Below are 26461 nucleotides of genomic sequence, written 5' to 3'. Positions count from 1 at the left end.
AACCTCTCGATACCGAGAAAGTCGGCACGGGGTGCCTTCGGCGATGGCACGGAGTGACCTGTGCTGGTGGGTGTTTGTGCAGGTGAGCGCCGTAGAGCTCGGGTGGTTCGGTGGTGTCGCGTCCGCGGGTGCGGGGTGGCTGATCGCGCCCCCGCGGCGGAGCCGCACATCGATACAGCCCCGCGCTCCTGTCAGGGGCGCGGGGAACCGCGCGGACGGCGGTCTGGGTACGTAGCCCCCAGGGGCGGAAGGGGAGGGGCGGCGGGGGCGAGGAACTACGCGCGGGGGGCGCAGCCCAGCACATGCGCCTTGACGATCTCCGGGATCCGCGGGTCCCGACGGCGGAAGGCGGCGACCAGCTCCTCGTGCTCCTCCGCGTACGACTGCTGCACCGTCCCCAGCCACCGTATCGACAGCGCCGTGAACACCTCGATGCCCAGCCCCTCCCAGGTGTGCAGCAGCACCGAGTTGCCCGCCGCCCGCACCAGCTCCCGGTGGAAGCCCACCGTGTGCCGGACCTGGGCCGTCCCGTCGGAGGCGCGGTCGGCCTCGTACAGCGCGGCGACGTGCGGTTCGAGGGCCGAGCAGTCCTCCGCCAGCCGCTCCGCCGCCAGCTCGGCGGCGATCGCCTCCAGGCCGGCCCGTACCGGGTAGCTCTCCTCCAGGTCGGCGGCGGTCAGGTTCCGCACCCGTACGCCCTTGTTCGGCGCCGACTCGATCAGCCGCAGCGACTCCAGCTCGCGCAGCGCCTCCCGCACCGGCGTCTGGCTGACCTCCAGCTCGGTGGCGATCCGCCGCTCCACGATCCGCTCGCCCGGCTGCCAGCGTCCGCTGATGATCCCTTCCAGGATGTGCTCGCGGATCTGTTCGCGCAGCGAGTGGACGACGGGCGCGGTCATGAGAGCTCCTTCGGAAGGGTCCCCTTCGGACCCCGGGGGCGTTTGACGGTTAGACAATACGGCCGTCGCGGCGGGCGGGAAGGGCGCACGGGGGCGCTTTTACGCAGGTGAGACGAGACTTACACAGCGTGCCCCGGACGAAACACGACGGTGCCCCCGCCCGGGAAGCTCCGGGCGGGGGCACCGTACAGGCCCATCGGCAGGGGAATTACAGGCCGAGCTCGACCTCGAACTCGCCCGCCTCCAGGATCGCCTTGACCGCCGTCAGGTAGCGGGCGGCGTCGGCGCCGTCCACCAGGCGGTGGTCGTAGGACAGGGTCAGGTACGTCATGTCGCGGACGCCGATGACCGGACCGTCCTCCGTCTCGATGACGGCCGGACGCTTGACCGTGGCACCGATGCCGAGGATGGCGACCTGGCCCGGCGGCACGATGATCGTGTCGAACAGCGCGCCGCGCGAACCGGTGTTGGAGATGGTGAAGGTGGCACCGGCCAGCTCGTCCGGGCTGATCTTGCTGGCCCGCACCTTGCCCGCCAGGTCGGCGGTCGCCTTGGCGATGCCGGCCAGGTTGAGGTCACCGGCGTTCTTGATGACCGGGGTCATCAGGCCCTTCTCGGAGTCCACCGCGATACCGATGTTCTCGGTGTCGAAGTAGGTGATGGTCCCCTCGGCCTCGTTGATCTTGGCGTTGATCGGCGCGTGCGCCTTCAGCGCCTGGGCCGCGGCCTTGACGAAGAACGGCATCGGCGAGAGCTTGACGCCCTCACGCGCCGCGAACGCGTCCTTGGCACGGGCGCGCAGCTTCATCAGACGGGTGACGTCGACCTCGACGACCGACGACAGCTGGGCCTGCTCGTGCAGCGCCTTGACCATGTTGTCGCCGATGACCTTGCGGATGCGCGGCATCTTCACGGTCTGGCCGCGCAGCGGGGAGGCCTCCAGGGTGGGGGCCTTCTTCGCGGGCGCGGCGGCAGCGGCGGCCGGAGCCGGAGCGGCGGCCTTCGCGGCCTCGGCGGCGGCGATGACGTCCTGCTTGCGGATGCGGCCGCCGACGCCGGTGCCCTTGACGGTGGACAGGTCGACGCCGTTCTCGGCGGCGAGCTTGCGCACCAGCGGGGTGACGTAGGCGCCGTCGTCCACCGGCTGGGCGGCGGCCGGGGCGGCCGGAGCGGCGGCCGGGGCCGGCGCGGGCGCCGGGGCGGCCGGGGTCGGCTCGGGCGCCGGGGTGGTCTGCTGCTGCGGAGCCGGGGCCGTGGGGGCCTGCGGCGCCGGAGCGGCGGGGGCGGCCGGGGCCGGAGCCGGGGTGGGCTCGGGCTGGGCCGGGGCGGCCGGGGCCTCCTGCGCGGGGGCGGCTTCGGAGGGCGCGGCGGCAGCGGCTCCAGTGGAGCCGGTGCTTGCACCGGGGGCACCCGCCTCGCCGATGACGGCGAGCTTGGCGCCGACCTCGGCGGTCTCGTCCTCGCCGACCACGATCTCCAGCAGGGTGCCGGAGGCGGGGGCCGGGATCTCGGTGTCGACCTTGTCGGTGGACACCTCCAGCAGCGGCTCGTCGGCCTCGACGCTGTCACCGACCGACTTCAGCCAGCGGGTGACGGTGCCCTCGGTGACGGACTCGCCGAGCGCGGGCAGGACGACGTCCGTGCCCTCGGCGGAGCCGCCGCCGGCGGACGCCTCGGCCGTGGGAGCGGGCGCCGGGGCGGCCTGCTCGGTGGAGGGGGCGGCCGGGGCGGGCTCGGGAGCCGGCTCGGCGACCTGCTGGGCCTGCGGGGCGGCCTCGGCGGCCGGGGCGCCGGAGCCGTCGTCGATCAGCGCCAGCTCGGCGCCGACCTCGACGGTCTCGTCCTCGGCGACCTTGATGGAGGACAGCACGCCGGAGGCGGGCGCCGGGATCTCGGTGTCGACCTTGTCGGTCGAGACCTCGAGCAGCGGCTCGTCGGCCTCGACACGCTCACCCTCGGCCTTCAGCCAACGGGTGACGGTGCCCTCGGTGACGCTCTCGCCGAGCGCCGGAAGGGTTACGGAAACCGCCATGGTTTCGGTTGCTCCTTACGAAATTGCGGAAGTCTGTGTCGTCGCGCCCAATGACCGAGGGAGGTCAGTCGTGGGAGTGCAGCGGCTTGCCGGCCAGCGCGAGGTGGGCCTCGCCCATCGCCTCGTTCTGCGTCGGGTGGGCGTGGACCAGCTGAGCGACCTCGGCCGGCAGCGCCTCCCAGTTGTAGATCAGCTGGGCCTCGCCGACCTGCTCGCCCATGCGGTCGCCGACCATGTGGACGCCGACCACGGCACCGTCCTTGACCTGGACGAGCTTGATCTCGCCCGTGGTCTTCAGGATCTTGCTCTTGCCGTTGCCCGCCAGGTTGTACTTCAGGGCGACGACCTTGTCCGCACCGTAGATCTCCTTGGCCTTGGCCTCGGTGATGCCCACGGAGGCGACCTCCGGGTGGCAGTACGTCACCCGCGGCACGCCGTCGTAGTCGACCGGGACGGTCTTCAGGCCGGCGAGCCGCTCCGCCACCAGCATGCCCTCGGCGAAGCCGACGTGCGCGAGCTGGAGGGTCGGGACGAGGTCACCGACGGCGGAGATGGTCGGGACGTTGGTCCGCATGTACTCGTCGACGAGGACGTAGCCGCGGTCCATGGCGACCCCGGCCTCCTCGTAGCCCAGGCCCTGCGAGACCGGGCCGCGGCCGATGGCGACGAGCAGGACCTCGGCCTCGAACTCCTTGCCGTCGGCGAGGGTGACCTTGACGCCGTCCTGGGTGTACTCGGCCTTCTCGAAGAAGGTGCCCAGGTTGAACTTGATGCCCCGCTTGCGGAAGGCGCGCTCCAGCAGCTTGGAGCTGTTCTCGTCCTCGACCGGCACGAGGTGCTTGAGGCCCTCGATGATCGTGACGTCCGTGCCGAAGGACTTCCACGCGGAGGCGAACTCGACGCCGATGACGCCGCCGCCCAGGACGATCGCGGACTTCGGCACGCGGTCGAGCTTGAGGGCGTGGTCGGAGGAGATGATCCGGTCGCCGTCGATGTTCAGGCCCGGCAGCGACTTCGGCACGGAGCCGGTCGCCAGCAGGACGTGGCGGCCCTGGACGCGCTGACCGTTCACATCGACGGAGGTCGGGGAGGACAGGCGGCCCTCGCCCTCGATGTACGTCACCTTGCGCGAGGCGATCAGACCCTGCAGGCCCTTGTACAGGCCCGCGATGACGTCGTCCTTGTACTTGTGGACGGCCGCCATGTCGATGCCCTCGAAGGTGGCCTTCACACCGAACTGCTCGCTCTCGCGGGCCTGGTCGGCGATCTCACCCGCGTGCAGCAGGGCCTTGGTGGGGATGCATCCGTTGTGCAGGCAGGTACCGCCGACCTTGCCCTTCTCGATCAGGGCGACGTCCAGGCCCAGCTGCGCCCCGCGCAGCGCCGCGGCGTAACCACCGCTGCCACCGCCGAGGATCACTAGGTCGAAAACGGTGCTGGCGTCGTTCGCCACGTCACGTCCTCCATGCATGTGCGCCACGCCGGTCTCCAGTGACCGGTCGGCGGCTGGTGTCCGGCCGCTCTTTGTTCTCGGCCCTTAGGTGGGGCCCTGTCCTGCCGAGCCCCATCTTCGCACTTGTAGGGGACCGACGAGACGTGGGGCCGGTGTGTGAGACGCCCCACGTTCACTTGTAGCGAAGGGAGTGGAGACACCCTCAGGGGCGCGGGCCGTATCTGATCTGCGGCTCCGCCGCGTGGGCGCGACAAGCCCCAACGACCCGCAGACGCCGGATCACCCGCACCCCCGAGCTCTCAGGCGAACGTCACCCGAGATCGCCGAGGGCGACCCGCTCGGCAACCCGCACCAGCGTCCGCACGGCCGTCCCCGTACCGCCCTTCGGCGTGTACCCGAACGGCCCGCCCTCGTTGAACGCCGGACCCGCGATGTCCAGGTGCGCCCAGGCGATGCCCTCGCCGACGAACTCGCGCAGGAACAGGCCGGCCACCAGGCCGCCGCCCATCCGCTCGCCCATGTTGGCGATGTCGGCGGTCGCCGAGTCCATGCCCTTGCGCAGGTGCTCCGGCAGCGGCATCGGCCACGCCGGCTCGCCGACCTCCTCCGACGCCTCGTGCACCGCGGCACGGAACGCGTCGTCGTTCGCCATGATCCCGTACGTCCGGCTGCCGAGCGCCAGCATCATCGCGCCGGTCAGGGTCGCCACGTCGATGATCGCGTCCGGCTTCTCCTGCGAGGCCGCCCACAGCGCGTCGGCGAGCACGAGCCGGCCCTCGGCGTCGGTGTTGAGCACCTCCACCGTCTTGCCGCTGTACATGCGCAGCACGTCACCCGGGCGGGTGGCGGAGCCCGACGGCATGTTCTCGGCCAGCGCCAGCCAGCCGGTCACGTTGACCTCCAGGCCCAGGCGCGCGGCGGCGACGACCGCGGCGAACACGGCGGCGGCACCGGCCATGTCGCACTTCATCGTCTCGTTGTGCCCGGCCGGCTTCAGCGAGATGCCGCCCGAGTCGTAGGTGATGCCCTTGCCGACGAAGGCGAGGGACTTCGTCGCCTTGGACGAGGTGTACGACAGCTTCACCAGCCGCGGACCCGCCGCCGAACCGGCGCCGACGCCCAGGATGCCGCCGTAACCGCCCTTGGTGAGCGCCTTCTCGTCGAGCACCTGCACCTTGATGCCGTGCTCCTTCGCGGCGGCCTGCGCCACCGCCGCGAACGCCTCGGGGTTGAGATCGTTCGGCGGGGTGTTGACCAGGTCGCGGGCGCGGTTCAGCTCCTCGGCGACGGCCGCGGCACGCTCGATCGCCGCCTTGTACGCCTTGTCCCGGGGCTTGCCGCCCAGCAGCGCGGCCTCGGCCAGCGGGGCCTTGCCGCTCTTCGCCTTGGCGTCCTTGCCGGTCTCCTTGTAGGCGTCGAAGGAGTACGCGCCGAGCAGCACGCCCTCGCCGACGGCGCCGGCGTCGGCGGCCTCGGCGAGCGGCAGGGCGAAGGCGGCCTTCTTGGAGCCGGCGAGCGCGCGGGCGGCCACGCCGGCGGCCCGGCGCAGCGCCTCGGCGTCGAAGCCGGCGTCCTTCTCGGGCTCGGCGCCCAGGCCCACCGCCACCACGACGGGTGCCTTGAAGCCGGACGGCGCGGGCAGCTTCGTCACCTCGCCCTCGGCGCCGGAGGCACCGAGGGTCTCCAGGACGCCGGCGAGCCGGCCGTCGTACGCCTTGTCCACGGCCTCGGCGCCCGGTGCGACGACCGGTCCCTTGGCGCCCTTGGCGACACCGATCACGATCGCGTCGGCCCGCAGGCCGGGCGCCGCGGCGGTGGAGAGAGTGAGAGCAGTCACGGTGGTGAAATCTCGCTTCCGTATGAAGTCCTGTGCGGCCGAATGCGGGTGGGTCGACCGGGCCCGACAACCGACCCTAGATCCCTCCTGCGATGCGGTCCTTACCTGGGCAGGCAAACACCCGGCACGAGCCTACGCTCGCGTCCCCGTCCGCTCCCGCCCGCGCCCCGCGGTTTCCGCGCCGCCGACGGCGTACGAGATCATTGCGGTACGCCGTCCCCGCCCCCTGGAGCACGCCCCGTGAGACGCCCGGTCCTGCTGACAGCCCTTCTCCTGCTGCTCGCGGGCTGCTCCACGGCATCCCCCGACGACGAGCCGGACGGCGCCGGCCACTGGCGGCCGCGCCCCGGCACCGCCTGGCAGTGGCAGCTCAGCGGCAAGCTGGACACCTCCGTCGACGTGCCGGTCTACGACATCGACGGCTTCGACCACACCGAGGCGACGGTGGCCGGGCTGCACCGCGACGGCCGCAAGGTCATCTGCTACGTCTCCACCGGCGCGTGGGAGGACTTCCGCCCCGACGCGGCCGAGTTCCCGAAGTCGGTGCTGGGCAAGGGCAACGGCTGGGAGGGGGAGCGCTGGCTGGACATCCGCGCGACGGACGTCCTCGAGCCGTTGATGGCCGAGCGGTTCGACATGTGCCGCGACAAGGGCTTCGACGCGGTGGAGCCGGACAACATGGACGGCTACCGGAACGACACCGGCTTCCCGCTCACCGCCGACGACCAGCTCCGCTACAACCGGCTGATCGCGAGGCTCGCCCACGACCGGGGCATGGCCGTCGGCCTGAAGAACGACCTGGACCAGATCCCGGAACTGGTCGACGACTTCGACTTCGCGGTCAACGAGCAGTGTGCCCAGTACGGCGAGTGCGCCGACAACAAGCCGTTCGTCGACGCCGGCAAGGCGGTCTTCCACGTCGAGTACGAGCTGCCGACCGAGCGGTTCTGCGCCGACTCCCGTGAGCTGGGGCTGAGTTCGATGCTGAAGAAGTACGAGCTGGGGGTGTGGCGACAGGCCTGCTGAGGCCGGGGCGGGTCTCGTGTCAGCCGAGGACGAGAACGACGAGGGCGGTGGTGGCCGCCGTCTCCGCGACCCCGCCGAAGACGTCGCCGGTGACCCCGCCGAAGCGGCGGACGCAGTGGCGCAGGAGGAGTTCGGCGACGGCGACGGCGCACAGCACGGCGAGCGCCGCACGGACCGCGTCGTACGGTCCGAGGAACGCGCCGGCCCCCGCCGCGGCCGCCATGACGACGGCGGTGACGGCCGTCGCGCCACCCGTCGGCACCACCCCGGCGACCGCCGCGCCCAGCCCCTCCGGGCGGGCGGCGGGCACCCCGCCGCGGGCGGCGAGGGTCAGCGCCAGCCGGGCGGCGGTCGCCGAGACCACGGCGGCGAGCGCGCCCCGCGCCCAGGAGTCGTCGTACGCCTGCGCGAGCGCGGCCACCTGGGCGAACAGCACGAACACGAGGGCGAGCACGCCGAACGGCCCGATGTCCGACTGCTTCATGATCCGCAGCGCGTCGTCGGCGGGCTTGCCGCTGCCCAGTCCGTCCGCGGTGTCGGCCAGCCCGTCCAGGTGCAGACCGCGGGTCAGCAGGGCCGGTACGGCGGCGGTGGCGACGGCGGCGAGCAGGCCGCCCGCGCCCAGGAGCAGCAGCAGGAGCCCGGCCGCCGCGGCCGTGACGCCGACGGCGAGGCCGGCCAGCGGCGCGCACAGCATGCCGCCGCGGGCTGCCTCGCGGTCCCAGCGGGTCACCTTGACCGGGAACACGGTGAGGGTGCCGAAGGCGAAGCGGAGGCCGTCGGGGGAGGGGGTCCTGAGCACCGGCGCAGACTACCCGGCGGTCACCGGGGCATCGGAGCGGCCCGGGGATAAAGTGCGCATATGGGAGATTGGTGGCAGCGCAACATCATGGAACCGGGGAAGCTGCCGCTGCTCCTCGCTCTGGGGGCGTTCGTGCTGACCTTCGTGGTCACGCGGGTGATCACCCGGCTCATCCGGGCGGGCAAGGGGCCCTTCGGCAATGTCAAGGCGGGCGGGGTGCACGTGCACCACGTCGTTCCTGGGATCGTCCTCACCGTCGTGGGCGGGTTCGCGGCCGTCGCCGGGGGCCGGCACGGGTTCGGCTCCGCGCTCGCCGCGGTGGTCTTCGGGATCGGGGCGGGCCTCGTGCTGGACGAGTTCGCGCTGATCCTGCACCTCGACGACGTGTACTGGAGCGAGGCGGGGCGCAAGAGCGTGGAGGTCGTGGTCGTCACGGCGGCGCTGGTGGGGCTGGTCCTCGCCGGGTTCACGCCGTTCGGCGTCGACGGCATGTCGCAGGACGAGTTGCAGGACCGGGCGAACGTCATCGCGACCGTCGCGGGGAACTTCGTCTTCTCCCTCCTCGCCCTGGCCAAGGGCAAGGCACGGCTCGCGGTCTTCGGCGTGATCGTGCCGCTCGTCGCCCTGGTCGGCGCGGTCCGCCTGGCACGGCCGGACTCCTTCTGGGCCCGCCGCTTCTACGCCCGCCGGCCGCACGCCCGCGCCAAGTCCCGCCTGCGGGCCTACCGCCACGACCGCCGCTGGTCCGGCCCGCGCCGGGCCTTCGAGGACTGGATCGGGGGGCGCCCGGACGCGTAGACCTCCGGTGGTCGGGCGGGTGCCTGCGGCGGCCTGTGCGGGGTGCCTCCGGCGGTGGGCGGGGGTGCCTGCGGCGGCCTGTGCGGGTTCGGTGGGGTGCCGGGGTGCCTGCGGCGCCGCTGAGGGTGGGTGGGGGTGCGGGTAGCGCGTTCGGTTGTGCGGTGGGTCGGGGCCGCGCCGGGGGGTGTCCGTCCTCGGAACGGCGCGGAATCGGTCGGCTACGGGGGTGAACGGCGCGGACGCGCCAACCGCTGCGGGCGGACACCCCCCGACACGTCCCCTTCCCGCCGTACGCGACTTTCCGTGCACGCGGGTGCCGCCATACTCACGTAGCTGCGGGCAGTCGTGCCGCTGGGGCGATGGGGTCCCCCCCGCTCGAGCGAAGCCGAGAGTGAGGGAGGGTGGGCGCAGCGGCACCCCGCAGCGCCGGGCCGCGACACCCCCCCCGCGCCCACACGCGTGCCGGGCCCCCGTAGCGCCGGGCCGCGACACCCGCCCCACGCCCACAGGCATGTCGGGTGCCGCGACACCCATCGGGCGCGCGTGTCGCCGAACCCCGTCACCCCTCCCCGTCGGAGACCTCCGGCAACTCCGCCGCCAACGCCGCCGCGGCCTGCACCAGCGGGAGCGCCAGCAGGCCCCCCGCCCCCTCGCCCACCGTCACGCCCTGGGACAGCAGCGGCTCCAGGGCCATCCGGTCCAGCGCCTTGGCCTGGCCCGGCTCCCCGCTGTCGTGCGAGGCCAGCCACCAGTCCGGCGCCCGGAAGGCGATCCGCTGCCCGACCAGCGCGCAGGCGGCCGTCACCACGCCGTCCAGGATCACCGGCACCTTCCGCACCGCGCTCTGCAGCAGGAAGCCCGTCATCGCGGCGAGGTCGGCTCCGCCCACCGTCGCGAGGAGCCGCAACTGGTCCCCGAGCACCGGCCGGGCACGGCGCAGCGCGTCGCGGATCGCCGCGCACTTGCGCATCCAGGCCAGGTCGTCGATCGCCAGTCCGCCCCGCCCCGTGACGACCGACGCGTCGGTGCCGCACAGCGCGGCGACCAGCACGCCGGCCGCGGTGGTGCCGCCCACGCTCACGTCGCCCAGGACCACCAGATCCGTACCGGAGTCGGCCTCCTCGTCGGCCACCGCCATGCCCGCCCGGAAGGCGGCCTCCGCCTCCTCCAGGGTCAGCGCGTCCTCGACGTCGATGCGGCCGCCGCCGCGCCGCACCCGGTGCCCCGCGACCTCGGCCGGCAGCGTCTGCGGGTCGCAGTCCAGGGCCATGTCGACCACTCGCACGGGTACGCCGAGACGCCGGGCGAGCACGGACACGGGCCGGCCGCCCTCCAGCACCTCGCGCACCAACTCGCCCGCACCGCCGGCGGGCCGTGCCGACACACCCAGTTCGGCGACCTTGTGGTCACCGGCGAAGAGCACCACCCGGGGGTGCTCGACCGGCCGCACCGGCACGGCGGACTGCGCCGCGGCCAGCCACTCGCCCAGGTCGTCCAGGCGGCCCAGCGATCCGGGCGGCACGACCTGACGCTCCCGGCGCGCCTCGGCGTCGCGGCGCACCCCGCCGTCGGGGCGCTCGATCAGATCGGTGAAGTCGTCGAGATTCAGCGAGCTCATTCGCCGAACAGTACCGGCCCTGGTCGAACACGACGGCGGGCCCGTCGGCACCGCGCCCGGGTGGCGTCGCTCCCCGCCGGACAGCGATCACCTACGTAACGTTTTGCCTGGTTTGTCGTTCGTTCTCCTCCTCGCACGTCGGGAGCCGCCCATGTCCGCACCCCCCGTCCCCTCGGCGCCGCCCCCCGTGCCCCCGGTTCCCCCCGTCCCCGGGTACGGGCCGCACCGCGCGGACTGCCCCTGGTGCGGCTCCCGGCGGCTGCGTCCCCGCCTGTTCGGCGAGGGACCGCGACGGGCCGCACCCGGTCGCTCCGTCCTCGAACGCTGCCTGGACTGCCGGTACGGCTTCCGCAACCCTCCGCTCACGCCCGGACCGGAACACCCGGTCGTCCGGGCCGGCGCCCGCCTCCGCCAGCGGTCGGCCGCCCGCGCGGTGTTCCGCCGCTGCCCCGAGCCCGAGAGCTGGCTGGACGTGGGAACCGGCGACGCCGACTTCCCCGACGCCGCCCGCGCGTACTTCCCGTACACCTCGTTCGACGGCCTGGACCCCACGCACCGGGTGCTGCGCGCCCGCGCCGTCGAACGGGTCGAGGAGGCGTTCGTCGGCCGGCTGACGGACCCGCACATCCGGGCCAGGCTGCGGGGCCGCTACGACGTGGTGAGCCTCCTGCGGCAACTGGAACGCGTCCCGGACCCGCGTGCCGAGCTGCGCGCCGCCCTCCACGTCCTGCGCCCCGGCGGTCACCTGCTCGTCGACGTCACGGACCCGCGCCGCCCGCTCGCCCTCCCGGCGGGCCTGCGCGCCGAACTGGCGGAGCTGGGCTGCACGGTGCTGACCGGCGCGCGGAGCGGACGCGTCATCGCGCGCAAGGACGCCTCAGCCGCGTAGCACCAGGGCCTGGCCCGCCACCACCAGCAGCACCTGCTCGCACTCGTCGGCGAACGCCGCGTTCAGACGGCCGAGTTCGTCCCGGTAGCGGCGGCCGGACGCCGTGGCCGGGACGATGCCCGAGCCCACCTCGTTCGACACGGCGACGACGGTGCGCCGGGTGGCGCGCACCGCCTCCGTCAGGTCCCGCACCCGGTCGCGCAGGGCCCGTTCCCCGCCGTCGGCCCACTCCGCGTCGTCCCACGCCCCCACGGCGTCCATCGCGTCCGTCAGCCACAGGGACAGGCAGTCGATCAGAAGGGGTGCCCCGTCGTCCTTGAGGAGCGGGACCAGGTCACAGGTCTCCACGGTGCGCCAGGAGCCCGGCCGCCGTTCCCGGTGCGCGCCGACCCGGGCCGCCCACTCGGTGTCCCCGCCCCGCAGGCCGCCGGTCGCGACGTACACCACCTCCGGGAAGGACTCCAGCCGGCGCTCGGCCTCCACCGACTTGCCCGAGCGGGCGCCGCCCAGCACCAGGGTGCGGCGCGGTACGTCGGGCACGTCCTCGTAGGCGCCCACCACCAGCGTCGTCCCGTCCGGGACCGCCCGTGCCCCGGCCGCCGCGAGGCGCCGGGCGAGTTCCCGGCCCGGCGGCACGTCGTGGCCCAGGTGGACGGCGACGACGTCCGTGGTGGCGCCCGCCGCGCCCACCGCGCGCAGCCTCGCCAGGGCGTCCGGGCGGCCCACGACGTCCGCGAGGACCATGTCGTACGGCTCGGCCGGCTCCTCCAGACCGGCCGGCGCGCACCCCGGCGGCAGGTAGAGGAGCCGCTGCCCGTCCGGGCCGGTCACCGCGTACCCGGTGCCCGGCGCGTCCATCGCGACCGCACGCACCCGGTGCCCGGTCAGCAGCGCCAGTTCCCGCCCGTCCGGCACCCGCCCCGGCTGCGGCAGCCCGGCCGGCACCTCCATCGCCGGCCCGTCGTGCGGGTGGGACAGCAGCACCTGCCGTACGCCGGTCAGGGAGCGACCGGCGCGTGCGGCGGCGAACGCGGCGCCGGGGGTGAGGTCCAGCAGCAGCGCCCCGTCCACCAGCAGCGCGGTCGCCGCGCGCGCGTTCTCGCCCTGGGCCGCGGCACAGGCCGCGCAGGGACAGTCGGGGCGGGGGAGTCCCGCGGGGGCACCGGTGCCGAGCAGAGTCACGTCCACGCACCGATTTTCCCCGGTGAGCCGGTGGTGTGCGCGCCCGAGGCCCCCAAGGGGCGCGGCCGGTCCGGGCGGCTGTCCTCCGGGCCTGCTACGACGCGACCGGCTCAGCGCATAGGCTGCGGGCGGAGGCCGGACCAAGATCCGGCTTCCGCTCTGCATGTGCTCACATCTTGGAGGCGTACATGGCGGCATGGACGTGGCGGTTCGAGACGGCCGACGGGACGGAGGTCCAGCCGGCGGTGCAGCCCGAGGAGTTCACCACGCAAGGGGACGCCGAGTCCTGGATCGGGGAGCACTGGAAGGACCTCCAGGAGGGCGGCACCGACCAGGTGCGGCTGTTCGAGGACTCCACGGAGATCTACGGTCCGATGAGCCTGCACGCCGAAGAGGCCCAGGAGCCGGCGGAGGGCTGAGCGGCGGGGCGGGGCCCGACCGGCCCCGCCCCCTCACTGCTCGCCCAGGGGCACCTCGGCGGTGCGCTCGTCGCCGTCGCGGGTGTACGTCACCTTCGTCCTCTCGCCCGGCTCCATCGACGCCAGCGCCTCGGCCAGCGAGGTGATCGTGGTGATGTCGGTGTCGCCCAGCCGGACGATGACGTCGCTGGGCCGCAGCCCCGCGTCGTCGGCGGCCCCGCCGTCGCTCACCTCGACGACGGCCGCGCCCGCGGGCCGGTAACCGTCGTCGACGACCGTGCGGACGGTGATGCCGAGCGCCGCCCGGCCCGAGTCGGTCACCCGTCCGTCCCTGACGATCTGGTCGGCCACCGTCCTCACCATCGACGCCGGGATGGCGAACCCGATCCCGGGCGCCGCGCTGTCGCCGAGGCCGGGGTCGGTCGCGGCCAGTGTGGGGATGCCGATCACCTGGCCGTCGAGGTTCACCAGGGCACCGCCGCTGTTGCCGGGGTTGATGGCCGCCGACGTCTGCACCATGTTGCCGATCGTCGCCCCCGTACCGCCGCCCTCACGGCCCTCGGTGACGGTCCGTCCGACCGCCGACACGATGCCCTGCGTCACGCTGGAGGACAGCCCGAGCGGCGAGCCCATCGCCAGCACGATCTGTCCGACCTCCGCCTTGGAGGAGTCACCGAACCGGGCCGCCTTCATGCCCTCGGGCAGCCGGTCCAGCTTGATGACGGCGAGGTCCTGCTCGGGGTAGGAGGAGACGAGTTCGGCGGCGAGGGACTCCTCGGTGCGGGCGGTCGTCACCCGGAAGGTCCTGCTGTCCCCGACGACGTGCGCGTTGGTGACGACGTGCCCCTTGTCGTCGTACACGACCCCGGAGCCCAGGGAGTCGCCGGCCTGGATCTGCACGACCGACGGGAGGACGTCCTCGATCACCCGCTGGTAGTCGGCCTGGAGGTCGTTGGCCGCGGCCGGTGCGGCCGCCTGGGCCGTCTCGGCCACCGGCGCGTCGGGGGAGGCGGGAGCGGAGCCGGAGCAGCCGGTGAGCAGCAGCAGCGCGCAGGCCGGCCCGGCGACGGCTCCGAGCAGCCCCGGCAGCCGGTTACGGTAAGCCGCGCGGGTGGGGGAAGCGTCCATGCCCCGAGTCTCACCGCGCCCGGGCGCCCCGGCTTGCGATGGGCACCCGAACGGGCGCCGAACCTCCTGGGGCCGGTCCTAGCCCCGCACTCCGCACAGGTGCAGCAGCGCCGCGATCCCTCGGTACGGGTCGGTCCGGCCGGCCCGTTCCTCGGCGGCGAGCAGGGTCTCCAGGTCGTCCGGCGGTGCGGCGCCGTCGGACGCCGTGTCCGTGAAGACGCGGACTCCGTACCAGGTGTGCAGCGGGGCGCCGATGCCCGCGAGCTTCGCCGTCAGCGTCGCCAGGCGGTCCGCGCGGATGCGGAGACCGAGGCGGTCGGTGTACTCGGTGGTGTCGAAGGCGGCCAGCGCGCCCGCCCAGTCGCCGGACAGACCGGGGCGCAGGGCGAGCGAGTCGCCGTTGCGCACCAGGAGCGACAGCAGCCCGCCCGGGGCGAGCATCCGGGCCAGCCCCGCGAGCAGCGGATCGGGCTCCTCGACGTACATGAGCACGCCGTGGCACAGCACCACGTCGAAGCTGCCCGGCAGGAAGTGCACGCCGGTGTCCCGGCCGTCGCCCTCGAGGATCCGCATCCGCTCCCGGATGCCTTCGGGCTGCCCGGCCAGCGCGTCCCGCGCCGCGGCGATCATCGTCGCGTCCCGCTCCACGCCGGTCACCTGGTGCCCGGCCCGTGCCAGCCGCAGCGCCTGGGTGCCCCGCCCCATGCCGACGTCGAGGACCCGCAGCCGCTTGCCCACCGGGAAGCGGCCGACTATCTGCTCGTCGAGCTGCCGGGCCACCAGCTCCTGCCGTACGACGTCACGCAGACCGCCCGGCTCGGCCGGCCGGGCATCCGCCGCGTCACCGGCGAACGGCGTCGTGCTCAGGGCCGCTCCCCGCGCTTGACCTGGGGCTTGGGCAGCCGGAGCCGGCGCATCTGGAGCGAGCGCATCAGCGCGTAGGCCACCGCGCCGCGCCTGCGGTCGTCGGGGAAGCGCTCGGCCAGGCGCTTCTTCAGCCGGAAGCCGGTGACGATCGAGTCCAGCACGATCAGCACGATCACGACCAGCCACAGCAGCAGCGCGACGTTCTGCAGCGAGGCCACCCGGATCATGCTCAGCACGAGGATGATCACGGCCATCGGCAGGAAGTACTCCGCGATGTTGAACCGCGAGTCGATGAAGTCGCGCGCGTACTTGCGGACCGGGCCCTTGTCGCGGGCCGGCAGGTACCGCTCGTCCCCGCTGGCCAGCGCCTCGCGCTGCTTGGCCAGCGCGGTCCGCCGCTCCTCGCGCTGGCGCTTGGCGGCCTCCTTGCGCGTCATCGGCGTATTGGCGACGCTGCGGCGCTGGGACTGGGCCGCACTGCGCTTGGGCGTCGGCCTTCCCTTGGGGGCCTGCGGGTCACGGGGCTGCTTGGAGTCGGTCACCTGCGCGCTGACGGCGCTCTGGGCCTTCTCATCCTTGGCACGGCTACGGAACACAAAACCCAAGGGTACGGGGTGCGGGGGTGTGGGCCCCAGTCCGGTGGGGAACGATCCGGCAACGCCGGTCGTCTGTAAGGGGACAGAGGGGACGTTGCGTACCGCCCCGGACACCGGGTCATTCCGGACAACCCCGGGGAGCACCTACTCCCTACGCCGGACCGGGAGAGTACGCAGTCGTCCTTGGGGATGAGCGCATCCGTCCCCGAACAGTGCGGTAATGGATGCAGGGCCCGTACTGTGGGTTCTGTCGCAGGTGCTGGAGCTGGAGTCGGTCAGAAGGGGGCGCGCGAAGCCCATGAGCGGTGTCATGAAGCGTATGGGGATGATCTTCCGCGCGAAGGCCAACAAGGCCCTGGACCGGGCCGAGGACCCGCGCGAGACCCTCGATTACTCGTACCAGAAACAGCTGGAGCTGCTGCAGAAGGTGCGCCGCGGCGTCGCCGACGTGGCGACCAGCCGCAAGCGCCTGGAGCTCCAGCTCAACCAGCTCCAGTCCCAGTCGTCGAAGCTGGAGGACCAGGGCCGCAAGGCGCTGGCGCTGGGCCGCGAGGACCTGGCCCGCGAGGCGCTGTCCCGCCGCGCGGCGCTCCAGCAGCAGGTGACCGACCTGGAGACGCAGCACGCCACCCTCCAGGGCGAGGAGGAGAAGCTCACCCTTGCGGCCCAGCGGCTCCAGGCCAAGGTGGACGCCTTCCGCACCAAGAAGGAGACCATCAAGGCCACCTACACCGCCGCCCAGGCGCAGACCCGCATCGGCGAGGCGTTCTCCGGCATCTCCGAGGAGATGGGCGACGTGGGCCTGGCCATCCAGCGCGCCGAGGACAAGACCGCCCAGCTCCAGGCCCGGGCCGGCGCCATCGACGAACTGCTCGCCTCCGGTGCCCTGGACGACCAGTCCGGCATGCACAAGGACGACATCCAGGCCGAGCTGGACCGGCTCTCCGGTGGTACGGATGTAGAGCTGGAACTGCAGCGGATGAAGGCCGAGCTGGCCGGCGGCACCACCGGTGACCGCCAGGCCATCGAGGGCGGCCAGGATCAGCAGCAGGCCCAGCAGCAGCCGCAGGACACCCCGCGCTTCGACAAGCAGTAGGCCACGCCTAGGAGGGCGACATGATCGTACGGATCATGGGGGAGGGACAGCTGACGCTGGCCGACGGCCGTCTCACCGAGCTGAACAAGCTGGACGACGAGCTCCAGGCCGAGATGGAGAACGGCGACGGCCCCGGTTTCCGGGGGACCCTCCAGGCCCTGCTGGCCAAGGTCCGCGAACTGGGCGAGCCCCTGCCGGACGACTCCCTGGAGCCGTCCGACCTCATCCTCCCGTCCCCGGACGCGACCCTGGAGGAAGTCCAGGAGCTGCTGAGCGACGACGGCCTGATCCCGGACGGCGCCTGAGGCGGTGTCCGGGGGGTGTCGGTCGGTACCTCTACCGATCGGGGGGTGTCCGGGGGATGCCGGTCGGTGTCTCCATCGATCGGGGAGTGGCTGGGGGATGCTGGTCGGCCTCTCCATCGATCGGGGGCCCGGGGGATGCCGGTCGGTCTCTCCATCGATCGGGCGGTGCCCGAGGAACGCCGGTCGATATCTTCAGCCCGTCCGGCGTTTGAGGACGAGGCCGTCCAGGCCGAAGCGGGGTCTGGGGGCGCAGCCCCCAGCAGACGCCCACTGCACGCGGGCTCACCCGAAAACAGACGCCCACTCCAGCTACCGTAAAAACCCGTGAGCACCCTCGCCCGCGCCCGCTGCACCCTCGGCGCCCACCCCTCCGCCCTGGACACGGCCCTCGCCGCGGCCGTCCTGGTGTGCATGGTCTGCGGCTCCTTCGTGGAGCCGCACGGGCCCGAAGGCGTCAGCTGGGGCCTGCGCACGCCCGACGCGCTCAGTCTCGCCCTCATGGCCTTCGGCGCCGCCGCGCTCGTCTTCCGCCGCCGCGCCCCGCTGGTGGTCCTCGCGGTCACCGGCTGCGTCTCCGTCGTCGAGAGCGTCACCGGCGACCCCCGCGCGCCCGTCGTCATGTCCGCCGTGGTCGCCCTCTTCACGGTCGCCGCCTCCACCGACCGCCCCACCACCTGGCGGGTCGGCCTGCTCACCATGACCGTCCTGACCGGGGCGGCCATGCTGGCCGGACCGCTGCCCTGGTACGCGCAGGAGAACCTCGCCGTCTTCGCCTGGACCGGTATCGGCGCCACCGCCGGGGACGCGGTCCGCAGCCGGCGCGCCTTCGTGCAGGCCATCCGCGACCGGGCCGAGAAGGCCGAGCGCACCAGGGAGGAGGAAGCCCGCCGCCGGGTCGCCGAGGAGCGGCTGCGCATCGCCCGCGACCTGCACGACGTGGTCGCCCACCACATCGCCCTGGTCAACGTCCAGGCCGGGGTCGCCGCGCACGTCATGGACAAGCGGCCCGACCAGGCCAAGGAGGCCCTGGCCCACGTACGGACGGCCAGCCGCTCCGCACTCGACGAACTCCGCGCCACCGTGGGCCTGCTGCGCCAGTCCGGCGACCCGGAGGCCCCGACGGAGCCGGCCCCCGGCCTGAACCGGCTCGACGAGCTCGTCGCCACCTTCCACCACGCCGGACTGCACGTCGAGGTGGCCCGCGCCGACCAGGGCGCCGAGCTGCCCACCGCCGTCGACCTGGCGGCGTACCGCATCATCCAGGAGGCGCTGACCAACGTGCAGAAGCACGCGGGGACGCGGGCGAAGGCCGAGGTCAGCGTCGTGCGGGTGGGGCCGGCCATCGAGGTCACCGTGCTCGACGACGGAGCCGGCGGCAGTACCGCCGAGACCGCCGCGCCGGCCGGCGGCGGGCACGGCCTGCTCGGCATGCGCGAGCGGGTCACCGCGGTGCGCGGCACCCTGACCACCGGTCCCCGCTACGGAGGCGGTTTCCGCGTCCATGCGATCCTTCCGGTCAGGAAGCGCACCGACGCCGCCACCGATGCAGCAAAGGACCCCGCATGACGATCCGTGTCCTGCTCGCCGACGACCAGGCACTGCTGCGCAGCGCCTTCCGGGTGCTGGTCGACTCCGAGCCCGACATGGAGGTGGTGGGGGAGGCGTCCGACGGCGCGGAGGCGGCCCGGCTGGCCGCCGAGCGGAGGGCCGACGTGGTGCTGATGGACATCCGGATGCCCGGCACCGACGGCCTCGCCGCCACCCGCATGATCAGCGCCGACCCGTCCCTCGCCCATGTCCGCGTGGTCATACTGACCACCTTCGAGGTCGACGACTACGTGGTTCAGTCGCTGCGCGCGGGCGCCTCCGGCTTCCTCGGCAAGGGCTCCGAGCCCGAGGAACTGCTCAGCGCCATCCGGGTCGCGGCCGGCGGCGAGGCGCTGCTGTCCCCGACCGCCACCAAGGGGCTGATCGCCCGCTTCCTCGCCCAGGAGGGCACGGCGGACGCCGCGGAGCGCGACCCGGCCCGCGCCGAGCGGCTGGAGTCGCTGACCGTGCGCGAGCGCGAGGTGCTGGTCCAGGTGGCCGGGGGCCACTCCAACGACGAGATCGCCGAGCGGTTGGAGGTCAGCCCGCTCACCGTGAAGACGCACGTGAACCGGGCGATGGCCAAGCTGGGCGCCCGCGACCGCGCCCAGCTGGTCGTCATCGCCTACGAAACCGGGCTGGTACGTCCAAGGGTGGAGTGACGTCCGTCCCGGTGTACTGCGGCCGGAGTATGCACCGCGTAAGGAAATGGACCTGGGAGCTAGGGAACCGGGGTCACTCATGGACCAGGGTGTTGGGGTGGGCGTACAGATGTGCCCCGTCCCCCTCCGCTCGGCCACAGAAGAGAGACCCTGTCCATGTCCTGGCTGTCGAGATTCAGCCTCGCGCAACGGGCCCTGATAGGCCTGATGTCGATCGTCGCGCTCGTCTTCGGCGCGATCGCCATCCCCCAGCTCAAGCAGCAGCTGATGCCCACCATCGAACTGCCCATGGTCTCCGTGCTGGCGCCGTACCAGGGCGCCTCGCCGGACGTGGTCGAGAAGCAGGTCGTCGAACCGATCGAGGACAGCCTCGAAGCGGTCGACGGAATCTCGGGCATCACCGCGACGGCCAGTGAGGGCAGCGCCGTCATCATGGCGTCCTTCGACTACGGCAACGGCACCCAGCAGCTCGTCGCCGATGTCCAGCAGGCCGTCAACCGGGCCCGCGCCCAGCTCCCGGACGACGTGGACCCGCAGGTCATCTCCGGCTCGACGGACGACATCCCGACCGTCGTCCTCGCCGTCACCTCGGACAAGGACCAGCAGGCCCTGGCCGACCAGCTCGACAAGACGGTCGTGACCGAGCTGAAGGACATCGACGGCGTCGCCCAGGTCGTGGTCGACGGCGTGCGGGACCTCCAGGTCACCGTCACCCCGGACCCGGCGAAGCTCGCGAAGGCCGGGGTGAGCCCGCAGGCGCTCGCCCAGTCCCTCCAGGCCGGCGGCGCGACCGTCCCCGCGGGCTCCTTCGACGAGGCCGGCGCCAACCGCACCGTCCAGGTCGGCGGCGGTTTCACCTCGCTGCGGCAGATCCAGGACCTGATGGTCACCGGCGAGGGCGTCGACAAGCCCGTCCGCCTCGGTGACGTCGCCACCGTCAAGGAGGAGGAGGCCAGGGCCGACTCCCTCACCCGCACCAACGGCGAGCCGAGCCTGGCCGTCGCCGTCACGATGGACCACGACGGCAGCGCGGTCGCGATCTCGAACGCCGTCGAGGACAAGCTCCCCGACCTGCGCGAGCAGCTCGGCTCCGGCGCGACGCTCACCGTCGTCAGCGACCAGGGCCCGGCGGTCTCCAAGGCCATCGAGGGCCTGACCACCGAAGGCGGCCTCGGTCTGCTCTTCGCCGTGGTGATCATCCTGGTCTTTCTGACGTCCGTCCGCTCCACCCTGGTCACCGCGGTCTCCATCCCGCTGTCCGTGGTGCTGGCGCTGATCGTGCTGTGGACGCGCGACCTGTCGCTGAACATGCTGACGCTGGGCGCGCTCACCATCGCCATCGGCCGGGTCGTCGACGACTCGATCGTGGTCCTGGAGAACATCAAGCGGCACCTCGGTTACGGCGAGGAGCGCCAGGAGGCCATCCTCAAGGCCGTCCGCGAGGTCGCCGGAGCGGTCACCTCCTCCACGCTCACGACGGTGGCCGTCTTCCTGCCGATCGGTCTGGTCGGCGGCATGGTCGGCGAGCTGTTCGGCTCCTTCAGCCTGACCGTGACCGCCGCGCTGCTGGCCTCCCTGCTGGTGTCGCTGACGGTCGTCCCGGTGCTGTCGTACTGGTTCCTGCGCCCGCCGAAGGGCACCCCCGAGGACGCGGCCGAGGCCCGCCGGCTGGCCGAGGAGAAGGAGGCCAAGAGCCGCCTCCAGCGCTTCTACGTCCCCGTCCTGCGCTTCGCCACCCGTCGCCGCCTCACCAGCGTGGCCATCGCGGTCGTCGTGCTGATCGGCACGTTCGCCATGGCGCCGCTGCTGAAGACCAACTTCTTCGACCAGGGCGAGCAGAAGGTCCTCAGCATCAAGCAGGAGCTGAAGCCCGGCACCAGCCTGAGCGCGACGAACGCCCAGGCCGAGAAGGTGGAGAAGCTGCTCGGCGACACCGAGGGCGTCAAGGACTTCCAGGTCACCATCGGCTCGTCCGGCTTCATGGCCGCCTTCGGCGGCGGCACGGACACCAACCAGGCCTCCTACCAGCTCATGCTGGAGGACTCGGCGAACGCCGAGGACGTCCAGGACCACATCGAGGACGGGCTCGCGAAGCTCGACGGCATCGGCACCACCACGGTCGCCGCCGGTGACGGCTTCGCCAGCCAGGACCTGAGCGTCGTCGTGAAGGCGGCCGACGCGAACGTGCTCCGCGAGGCCTCCGAGGAGGTCCGCAAGACGGTCGCCGGGCTCGACGACGTCACCGACGTCACCAGCGACCTGGCGCAGAGCGTGCCGCGCATCTCGGTCAAGGCCAACGCGAAGGCCGCCGAGGCCGGCTTCACCGACCAGACGCTCGGCGCGGCCGTCGCCCAGGCGGTGCGCGGCACCCCGGCCGCCAAGGCGACCCTGGACGACACCGAGCGCGACGTCGTCATCCGCTCCGCTCAGCCGGCCACGACGATGGCCGAGCTGAAGGCCCTGAACCTGGGCCCGGTCAAGCTGGGTGACATCGCCACCGTGCAGCTGGTGGACGGCCCGGTCTCGATGACCCGCATCGACGGGCAGCGCGCCGCGACCGTCACGGCCAAGCCGACCGGTGACAACACCGGCGCGGTGGGCACGGAACTCCAGTCGAGGATCAACGGGCTGGACCTGCCGGCCGGCGCCACGGCCGAGATCGGCGGCGTCACCGCCGACCAGGACGAGGCGTTCGTCAACCTGGGCCTGGCCATGCTCGCGGCGATCGCGATCGTGTTCATGCTGCTGGTCGGCACCTTCCGGTCGCTGGCCCAGCCGCTGATCCTGCTGGTGTCCATCCCGTTCGCGGCGACCGGCGCGATCGGCCTGCTGCTGGTGACGGGCACCCCGATGGGCGTTCCGGCGATGATCGGCATGCTGATGCTGATCGGCATCGTGGTCACCAACGCGATCGTGCTGATCGACCTGATCAACCAGTACCGCAGGCAGGGCTACGGTGTCGTGGAGGCCGTGATCGAGGGCGGCCGGCACCGACTGCGCCCGATCCTGATGACGGCCCTGGCGACGATCTTCGCCCTGCTCCCGATGGCGCTGGGCGTCACCGGCGAGGGCGGCTTCATCGCCCAGCCGCTGGCGGTGGTGGTGATCGGCGGCCTGATCACCTCGACGCTGCTGACGCTGCTCCTCGTCCCGACGCTCTACGCGATGCTGGAACTGCGCAAGGAGCGGCGCGCGAAGAAGCGGGCCGCGAAGAAGGGCGCCCTGCCCGAGCAGCAGAAGCCTTCGCAGGAGCCGGAGCCGGAGCCGGAACCGGCCCAGGTCTGACACCCGCCGGTACGGCGGAGGGGCGCTCCCGTGGAGTCATCACGGGGGCGCCCCTCCGCGTCCCGCCGCGCCCGTGCCCGGGGGCCGGCCCGGCGGTGGGTGACGTCCGCCTTGTCCGTGCGGTGCGCTTCACTGGCGGCCATGGAGCTCACACAATCGACCATCAGTGATCTGCTGACCCGGCTCGGCGGCCCGGGACCCAGACACCTCCGACTGCCCGGCGACCTCGACCCGCAGGACCTGATCGACCTGCTCGGCGACAGGTTCGGCGCCCCGCGCACCCTCGTCCTCGACGGCGTCACCGATCCGACCGTCGACGAGTCCGGCGGCGCCGCACTCCTCGTCCCCTTCGAGGGCCGGGCCGTGACGATACGGGCGTGGGCGTACGGCGATCAGTGGGTCGGCGCGGGCACGGCGCGGGACGCCGAGGGGGCCGAGCGGCCGGTGCTGGCGGTCGCTCACCGGAAGGTGCCCGAACCCTTGGCGGTCGCTCCGGGCGAGGATGCCGACCGGCTGGAGCGGCTGCGGCAGATCACCGGCTGGACCGGGCCCGCGCGGCGGCCGGACGCGGACTGGGCGGAGGTGGAGTCCCGTCTGGGCACCGCGCTGCCGAGTGACTACAAGCGCATGGTCGAGACCTTCGGCGACGGTGCCTTCGACGGGTATCTGGGCCTGTACCAGGAGCCGTGGGCGGACCGCGGGGAGGAGGGTCTGCTCGTCTGGGCGGGCACCGAGCACGAGGACCAGTACTGCTGGAGGGCCGACGGCGACGACCCCGACCGCTGGCCCGTCCTGGTCCGGTCCTTCGACGGTGACGACCTCGTGTTCGACTGCCGCACCGCGGAGTTCGTCTGCCGCGTCCTCGTCGACCCCCACCACCCGTACACGATGGCCCGCTATTTCGACACCCACTGGTTCATGAGCTACGGGACAGGGGACTGACCGGATCCCCTCAGTGCTCGCACAGGGAGAACTCCCGCTCGTAGACCTGCTCGTTGTGCTCGTCGACGAAGAACTTGCGCTCGCGCATGAGTTCTTCGCGGTAGCCCTTGGCCTGTTCGAGCGTCATGGTCGAGGTGTCGGCCCAGGGCTGCTGCGGCGGTATGTCGGACGTGGAGACGATCCGCTCCGACGGATCGACCAGGAAGAACGCGAGGATCTTGCGGTGGCCGGGGCGGGTGGGGTCCGCGAGGCGGAATTCGCCGACGCGGTGCTGCAGGACGTTCGGGAACGCCAGGCAGCGGCCCGCCGGGGTGGACGCCGACCCCAGCACCTGGTTCAGCGCGCCCTCGTTCTCCAGGCCGTAGACCTCGCGCAGGCCGTTGTCGTCGTTCTGCTCGTAGGACGGGTCGTCGAGCGCCGTCCGGAAGCTCAGCCGGCTCTCGGTGATGTTCTCGCTGTCCCAGTAGTAGATGCCGGTCGAGACGATCCGCTCGTTCAGCATGCCCTCGACGTGCCAGGAACCGCCCGCGTACTCGGGCTTGTCCGGGGTGAGGTGGATGGTGGCGAGCTTGACGATGACCTGGAGCCGGCGGCCGCGCAGGTCGACGCGGGCCGTGTCGCCGGGCTTCTCGGGCGCGGTGAACTCCGGGGCGTCCGGGACGGTCGGCCGGCGGTTCTCCCACCAGTCGTCGCTGGCCTCTTCCCAGGCCTGCATGGCCTCTTCGTAGGCCTCCTCGTCGTCGAAGTCGTCCTCGTCGGGTTCCTCCGGCTCCTGCGACTCGTCGTACCACCCGTAGGGATCGGCCTCGATCCGCAGGGGACGCGGATGGCGCAGGTCGGTGAGTACGTTCTCCAGCAGCGGGCGCATGCGCGCGAACAGGTCAGGCAGGACCGACGCCAGTTCGCGATGGTCCTCGGGGTGGACGTTGTTGACGTACGAACGGAAGGTGACGTCGCCGTCGGCGCTGACGTCCACGTCCGTGGGCAGCCACTGGAACCTCTCCGAGAACTCGTACTTCGAGTAGCGGTTCACCGGGCTGTGCCAAGCCCGTTCGGGCGCGCCGCTCGCCTCCCGCACCAGGCAGAACAGGGAAGGGTGCACCAGGTCCAGTACCTGGCCGTCGGACCCGGGGTGCCAGTCCCGCTCCTCCTCGGGGACCTCCTCCAGGACCCGGACCGCCTCGCGCAGCCGGGAGCGGAGCCGGTCGTCGATCAGCGTGTCCGACTGCCACACACCGTCGACGGCGGAGACCTCGGCGCCGGTCCGCGCGTCCCGCAGCGCGGCGTAGTGCGTGAGTTCGGCGAGCACGTAGCGGACCTGCGCCTCGGTGAAGCCCTGGGCGACCGCTTCCCGCGACCATCTGGCGACGATGTCGGGGTCGTTCATCTTGTCGGCCCACCCCGGCTTCGACCGGATGTGGGCGCTGCACCGCATCATCTCGAGTTCCCGCAGCGTCCGGGGTTTCACGGACGGTATGGAGTGGGTCGAGTTGAAGGGCAGAGGGAAGGCAGACAGGCCGGTCAATGCTCTGGATCCTCACAGTCGGTGTGCGGGCGGCGGGAAGCCTACGGCAGCGGACTGACACCGCGTCCGTGGGCTTCCCGCCGCCCGGACCGACCCGAGGGTTCCGGACCGACCCGACCGGGTTACGGCAGCGCCAGCATCCGCTCCAGGGCCAGCTTCGCGAACGCCTCCGTCTCCTTGTCGACCTCGATGCGGTTGACGAGGGTGCCCTCCGCCAGCGACTCCAGCGCCCAGACCAGGTGCGGGAGGTCGATGCGGTTCATGGTCGAGCAGAAGCAGACCGTCTTGTCGAGGAAGACGATCTCCTTGTCCTCGGCAGCGAAACGGTTCGCCAGCCGCCGGACGAGGTTCAGCTCGGTGCCGATGGCCCACTTGGAACCGGCCGGGGCGGCCTCCAGGGCCTTGATGATGTACTCGGTCGAGCCGACGTAGTCCGCCGCGGCCACGACCTCGTGCTTGCACTCCGGGTGCACCAGGACGTTCACCCCCGGGATGCGCGCACGCACGTCGTTGACCGAGTCGAGGCTGAAGCGGCCGTGCACCGAGCAGTGACCCCGCCACAGGATCATCTTCGCGCCGCGCAGCTCCTCGGCCGTCAGTCCGCCGTTCGGCCGGTGCGGGTTGTAGACGACGCAGTCCTCCAGCGACATGCCCATGTCCCGCACCGCCGTGTTGCGGCCCAGGTGCTGGTCGGGCAGGAACAGGACCTTCTCGCCCTGCTCGAAGGCCCAGTCCAGGGCCCGCTTGGCGTTGGACGAGGTGCAGATGGTGCCGCCGTGCTTGCCGGTGAACGCCTTGATGTCGGCGGAGGAGTTCATGTACGAGACGGGCACGACCTGCTCGGCGATCCCGGCCTCGGTCAGCACGTCCCAGCACTCGGCGACCTGCTCGGCGGTCGCCATGTCCGCCATGGAGCAGCCGGCGGCCAGGTCGGGCAGGACCACCTTCTGGTCGTCGGAGGTCAGGATGTCGGCCGACTCCGCCATGAAGTGCACACCGCAGAAGACGATGTACTCGGCCTCCGGGCGCGCGGCCGCGTCCCGGGCCAGCTTGAAGGAGTCACCCGTGACGTCGGCGAACTGGATGACCTCGTCGCGCTGGTAGTGGTGACCGAGCACGAAGACCTTGTCCCCGAGCTTCTCCTTGGCCGCGCGGGCGCGCGCGACCAGGTCCGGGTCGGAGGGCGAGGGCAGGTCGCCGGGGCAGTCCACGCCGCGCTCGCTCGTCGGGTCGGCCTCGCGGCCGAGCAGCAGCAGGGCGAGGGGCGTCGGCTGCACGTCGAGCTCCTGGGTTTGGGCGGTGGTCACGACACGCACCCTTTCTACTTTTCGTCGAACTGACGCTATATATCATAACTGGTTCACGTCACTTTGACGATGCCCATAGTGTCGGTGTGACGTGAATCCCGGTCCCCGAGCCACTGTCCGCTCCCCGGGGCGTGTGCGAGCATGAAGGGACGAGCCGAGGAGAAAGACACGGCCCCGGCCCGGAATGAATACGCGGCCCCGTCGGT

22 protein-coding genes are annotated in these 26461 nt (G+C 72.5%); 10 read left to right on the top strand and 12 right to left on the bottom strand.

Going from position 1 to position 26461, the window contains the following annotated elements; all coding sequences use genetic code 11:
* Window positions 1-275: 275 nt before the first annotated feature.
* The 4 genes from ACLIN4_RS10000 to ACLIN4_RS09985 all read right to left on the bottom strand — a co-directional run bounded on the left by ACLIN4_RS10000 (window position 276) and on the right by ACLIN4_RS09985 (window position 6221).
* Window positions 276-899: a GntR family transcriptional regulator gene (locus ACLIN4_RS10000; RefSeq protein WP_019326115.1), complete on the bottom strand. Its 624-nt coding sequence runs from the start codon at window positions 897-899 to the stop codon at window positions 276-278.
* Window positions 900-1107: 208 nt separating this feature from the next.
* Window positions 1108-2931, bottom strand: coding sequence for a 2-oxoglutarate dehydrogenase, E2 component, dihydrolipoamide succinyltransferase (gene sucB / locus ACLIN4_RS09995; protein WP_307652929.1), 1824 nt, complete (start codon window positions 2929-2931; stop codon window positions 1108-1110).
* Window positions 2932-2995: 64 nt separating this feature from the next.
* A complete protein-coding gene (gene lpdA, locus ACLIN4_RS09990) occupies window positions 2996-4384 on the bottom strand; it encodes a dihydrolipoyl dehydrogenase (RefSeq protein WP_179342807.1) in 1389 nt (462 codons plus the stop codon).
* A 310-nt stretch (window positions 4385-4694) separates the two neighbouring features.
* Window positions 4695-6221, bottom strand: a complete 1527-nt coding sequence (locus ACLIN4_RS09985; RefSeq protein ID WP_107480413.1) for a leucyl aminopeptidase — start codon at window positions 6219-6221, stop codon at window positions 4695-4697.
* 240 nt (window positions 6222-6461) lie between these two features.
* Between ACLIN4_RS09985 and ACLIN4_RS09980 the strand changes: the two genes are divergently transcribed.
* A complete protein-coding gene (locus ACLIN4_RS09980) occupies window positions 6462-7247 on the top strand; it encodes an endo alpha-1,4 polygalactosaminidase (protein WP_100044229.1) in 786 nt (261 codons plus the stop codon).
* Between the two features lie 19 nt (window positions 7248-7266).
* On the opposite strand, the gene ACLIN4_RS09975 is transcribed toward ACLIN4_RS09980, so the two are convergent.
* On the bottom strand, window positions 7267-8049 hold the full coding sequence (locus ACLIN4_RS09975; RefSeq protein WP_100044228.1) for an adenosylcobinamide-GDP ribazoletransferase: 783 nt from the start codon (window positions 8047-8049) through the stop codon (window positions 7267-7269).
* Window positions 8050-8109: 60 nt separating this feature from the next.
* Between ACLIN4_RS09975 and ACLIN4_RS09970 the strand changes: the two genes are divergently transcribed.
* Complete coding sequence (locus tag ACLIN4_RS09970) at window positions 8110-8847, top strand: hypothetical protein (RefSeq protein WP_107480577.1); 738 nt, start codon at window positions 8110-8112, stop codon at window positions 8845-8847.
* A gap of 559 nt (window positions 8848-9406) precedes the next feature.
* Here the strand turns inward: ACLIN4_RS09970 and cobT are convergent.
* The gene (gene cobT, locus ACLIN4_RS09965) at window positions 9407-10465 is read right to left on the bottom strand and encodes a nicotinate-nucleotide--dimethylbenzimidazole phosphoribosyltransferase (RefSeq protein WP_289903730.1); all 1059 of its coding nucleotides are present in this window, start codon (window positions 10463-10465) and stop codon (window positions 9407-9409) included.
* 151 nt (window positions 10466-10616) lie between these two features.
* On the opposite strand from cobT, the gene ACLIN4_RS09960 reads away from it, so the two are divergent.
* Entirely contained in the window at window positions 10617-11354 is a 738-nt protein-coding gene (locus tag ACLIN4_RS09960; protein ID WP_289903732.1) for a class I SAM-dependent methyltransferase, read from the top strand.
* Here ACLIN4_RS09960 and ACLIN4_RS09955 read toward each other — a convergent pair.
* Complete coding sequence (locus ACLIN4_RS09955; protein WP_107477082.1) at window positions 11343-12542, bottom strand: bifunctional adenosylcobinamide kinase/adenosylcobinamide-phosphate guanylyltransferase; 1200 nt, start codon at window positions 12540-12542, stop codon at window positions 11343-11345. The genes ACLIN4_RS09960 and ACLIN4_RS09955 overlap by 12 nt on opposite strands.
* 182 nt (window positions 12543-12724) lie before the next feature.
* On the opposite strand from ACLIN4_RS09955, the gene ACLIN4_RS09950 reads away from it, so the two are divergent.
* Entirely contained in the window at window positions 12725-12955 is a 231-nt protein-coding gene (locus ACLIN4_RS09950) for a hypothetical protein (protein ID WP_107477083.1), read from the top strand.
* 33 nt (window positions 12956-12988) lie between these two features.
* Here ACLIN4_RS09950 and ACLIN4_RS09945 read toward each other — a convergent pair whose 3' ends face one another.
* The 3 genes from ACLIN4_RS09945 to ACLIN4_RS09935 all read right to left on the bottom strand — a co-directional run bounded on the left by ACLIN4_RS09945 (window position 12989) and on the right by ACLIN4_RS09935 (window position 15585).
* Window positions 12989-14083 carry a S1C family serine protease gene (locus ACLIN4_RS09945; RefSeq protein WP_411575678.1) on the bottom strand — a complete coding sequence of 365 codons (1095 nt, stop codon included), beginning with the start codon at window positions 14081-14083 and terminating at the stop codon, window positions 12989-12991.
* A 78-nt stretch (window positions 14084-14161) separates the two neighbouring features.
* A complete protein-coding gene (locus ACLIN4_RS09940) occupies window positions 14162-14863 on the bottom strand; it encodes a class I SAM-dependent methyltransferase (protein WP_107477085.1) in 702 nt (233 codons plus the stop codon).
* 83 nt (window positions 14864-14946) lie between these two features.
* Window positions 14947-15585, bottom strand: a complete 639-nt coding sequence (locus tag ACLIN4_RS09935; RefSeq protein WP_100044247.1) for a DUF3043 domain-containing protein — start codon at window positions 15583-15585, stop codon at window positions 14947-14949.
* A gap of 271 nt (window positions 15586-15856) precedes the next feature.
* On the opposite strand from ACLIN4_RS09935, the gene ACLIN4_RS09930 reads away from it, so the two are divergent.
* The 6 genes from ACLIN4_RS09930 to ACLIN4_RS09905 all read left to right on the top strand — a co-directional run bounded on the left by ACLIN4_RS09930 (window position 15857) and on the right by ACLIN4_RS09905 (window position 23423).
* Window positions 15857-16642, top strand: a complete 786-nt coding sequence (locus ACLIN4_RS09930; RefSeq protein ID WP_269960100.1) for a PspA/IM30 family protein — start codon at window positions 15857-15859, stop codon at window positions 16640-16642.
* A gap of 20 nt (window positions 16643-16662) precedes the next feature.
* On the top strand, window positions 16663-16947 hold the full coding sequence (pspAA, locus tag ACLIN4_RS09925) for a PspA-associated protein PspAA (RefSeq protein ID WP_290013184.1): 285 nt from the start codon (window positions 16663-16665) through the stop codon (window positions 16945-16947).
* A 324-nt stretch (window positions 16948-17271) separates the two neighbouring features.
* Window positions 17272-18513 carry a sensor histidine kinase gene (locus ACLIN4_RS09920; RefSeq protein WP_289903746.1) on the top strand — a complete coding sequence of 414 codons (1242 nt, stop codon included), beginning with the start codon at window positions 17272-17274 and terminating at the stop codon, window positions 18511-18513.
* Complete coding sequence (locus tag ACLIN4_RS09915; RefSeq protein WP_107477087.1) at window positions 18510-19196, top strand: response regulator; 687 nt, start codon at window positions 18510-18512, stop codon at window positions 19194-19196. The genes ACLIN4_RS09920 and ACLIN4_RS09915 overlap by 4 nt, the downstream gene beginning before the upstream one ends.
* A gap of 156 nt (window positions 19197-19352) precedes the next feature.
* A complete protein-coding gene (locus tag ACLIN4_RS09910) occupies window positions 19353-22481 on the top strand; it encodes an efflux RND transporter permease subunit (protein ID WP_411575677.1) in 3129 nt (1042 codons plus the stop codon).
* 141 nt (window positions 22482-22622) lie between these two features.
* Window positions 22623-23423, top strand: a complete 801-nt coding sequence (locus ACLIN4_RS09905; protein WP_381913520.1) for an SMI1/KNR4 family protein — start codon at window positions 22623-22625, stop codon at window positions 23421-23423.
* Between the two features lie 10 nt (window positions 23424-23433).
* Here the strand turns inward: ACLIN4_RS09905 and ACLIN4_RS09900 are convergent, their stop codons facing one another.
* Window positions 23434-24948: a DUF4246 domain-containing protein gene (locus tag ACLIN4_RS09900; RefSeq protein ID WP_411575676.1), complete on the bottom strand. Its 1515-nt coding sequence runs from the start codon at window positions 24946-24948 to the stop codon at window positions 23434-23436.
* 122 nt (window positions 24949-25070) lie between these two features.
* Window positions 25071-26255, bottom strand: coding sequence for a quinolinate synthase NadA (nadA, locus tag ACLIN4_RS09895; protein ID WP_289903754.1), 1185 nt, complete (start codon window positions 26253-26255; stop codon window positions 25071-25073).
* Between the last annotated feature and the right edge of the window lie 206 nt (window positions 26256-26461).

It is taken from the genome of Streptomyces mutabilis (genome assembly GCF_046628145.1).
Taxonomy (GTDB): domain Bacteria; phylum Actinomycetota; class Actinomycetes; order Streptomycetales; family Streptomycetaceae; genus Streptomyces; species Streptomyces mutabilis.
The sequence above is the reverse complement of the archived record's forward strand: the minus strand, read 5'-3'. Positions and strand labels throughout refer to the sequence as shown.

Excerpts from the sequence above, each read along its gene's own strand:
- ACLIN4_RS10000 (WP_019326115.1), bottom strand. The coding sequence starts at position 899 with ATGACCGCGCCCGTCGTCCACTCGCTGCGCGAACAGATCCGCGAGCAC.
- sucB (WP_307652929.1), bottom strand. The coding sequence starts at position 2,931 with ATGGCGGTTTCCGTAACCCTTCCGGCGCTCGGCGAGAGCGTCACCGAG.
- ACLIN4_RS09970 (WP_107480577.1), top strand. The coding sequence starts at position 8,110 with ATGGGAGATTGGTGGCAGCGCAACATCATGGAACCGGGGAAGCTGCCG.
- cobT (WP_289903730.1), bottom strand. The coding sequence starts at position 10,465 with ATGAGCTCGCTGAATCTCGACGACTTCACCGATCTGATCGAGCGCCCC.
- ACLIN4_RS09960 (WP_289903732.1), top strand. The coding sequence starts at position 10,617 with ATGTCCGCACCCCCCGTCCCCTCGGCGCCGCCCCCCGTGCCCCCGGTT.
- ACLIN4_RS09950 (WP_107477083.1), top strand. The coding sequence starts at position 12,725 with ATGGCGGCATGGACGTGGCGGTTCGAGACGGCCGACGGGACGGAGGTC.
- ACLIN4_RS09945 (WP_411575678.1), bottom strand. The coding sequence starts at position 14,083 with ATGGACGCTTCCCCCACCCGCGCGGCTTACCGTAACCGGCTGCCGGGG.
- ACLIN4_RS09930 (WP_269960100.1), top strand. The coding sequence starts at position 15,857 with ATGAAGCGTATGGGGATGATCTTCCGCGCGAAGGCCAACAAGGCCCTG.
- pspAA (WP_290013184.1), top strand. The coding sequence starts at position 16,663 with ATGATCGTACGGATCATGGGGGAGGGACAGCTGACGCTGGCCGACGGC.
- ACLIN4_RS09915 (WP_107477087.1), top strand. The coding sequence starts at position 18,510 with ATGACGATCCGTGTCCTGCTCGCCGACGACCAGGCACTGCTGCGCAGC.
- ACLIN4_RS09910 (WP_411575677.1), top strand. The coding sequence starts at position 19,353 with ATGTCCTGGCTGTCGAGATTCAGCCTCGCGCAACGGGCCCTGATAGGC.
- ACLIN4_RS09905 (WP_381913520.1), top strand. The coding sequence starts at position 22,623 with ATGGAGCTCACACAATCGACCATCAGTGATCTGCTGACCCGGCTCGGC.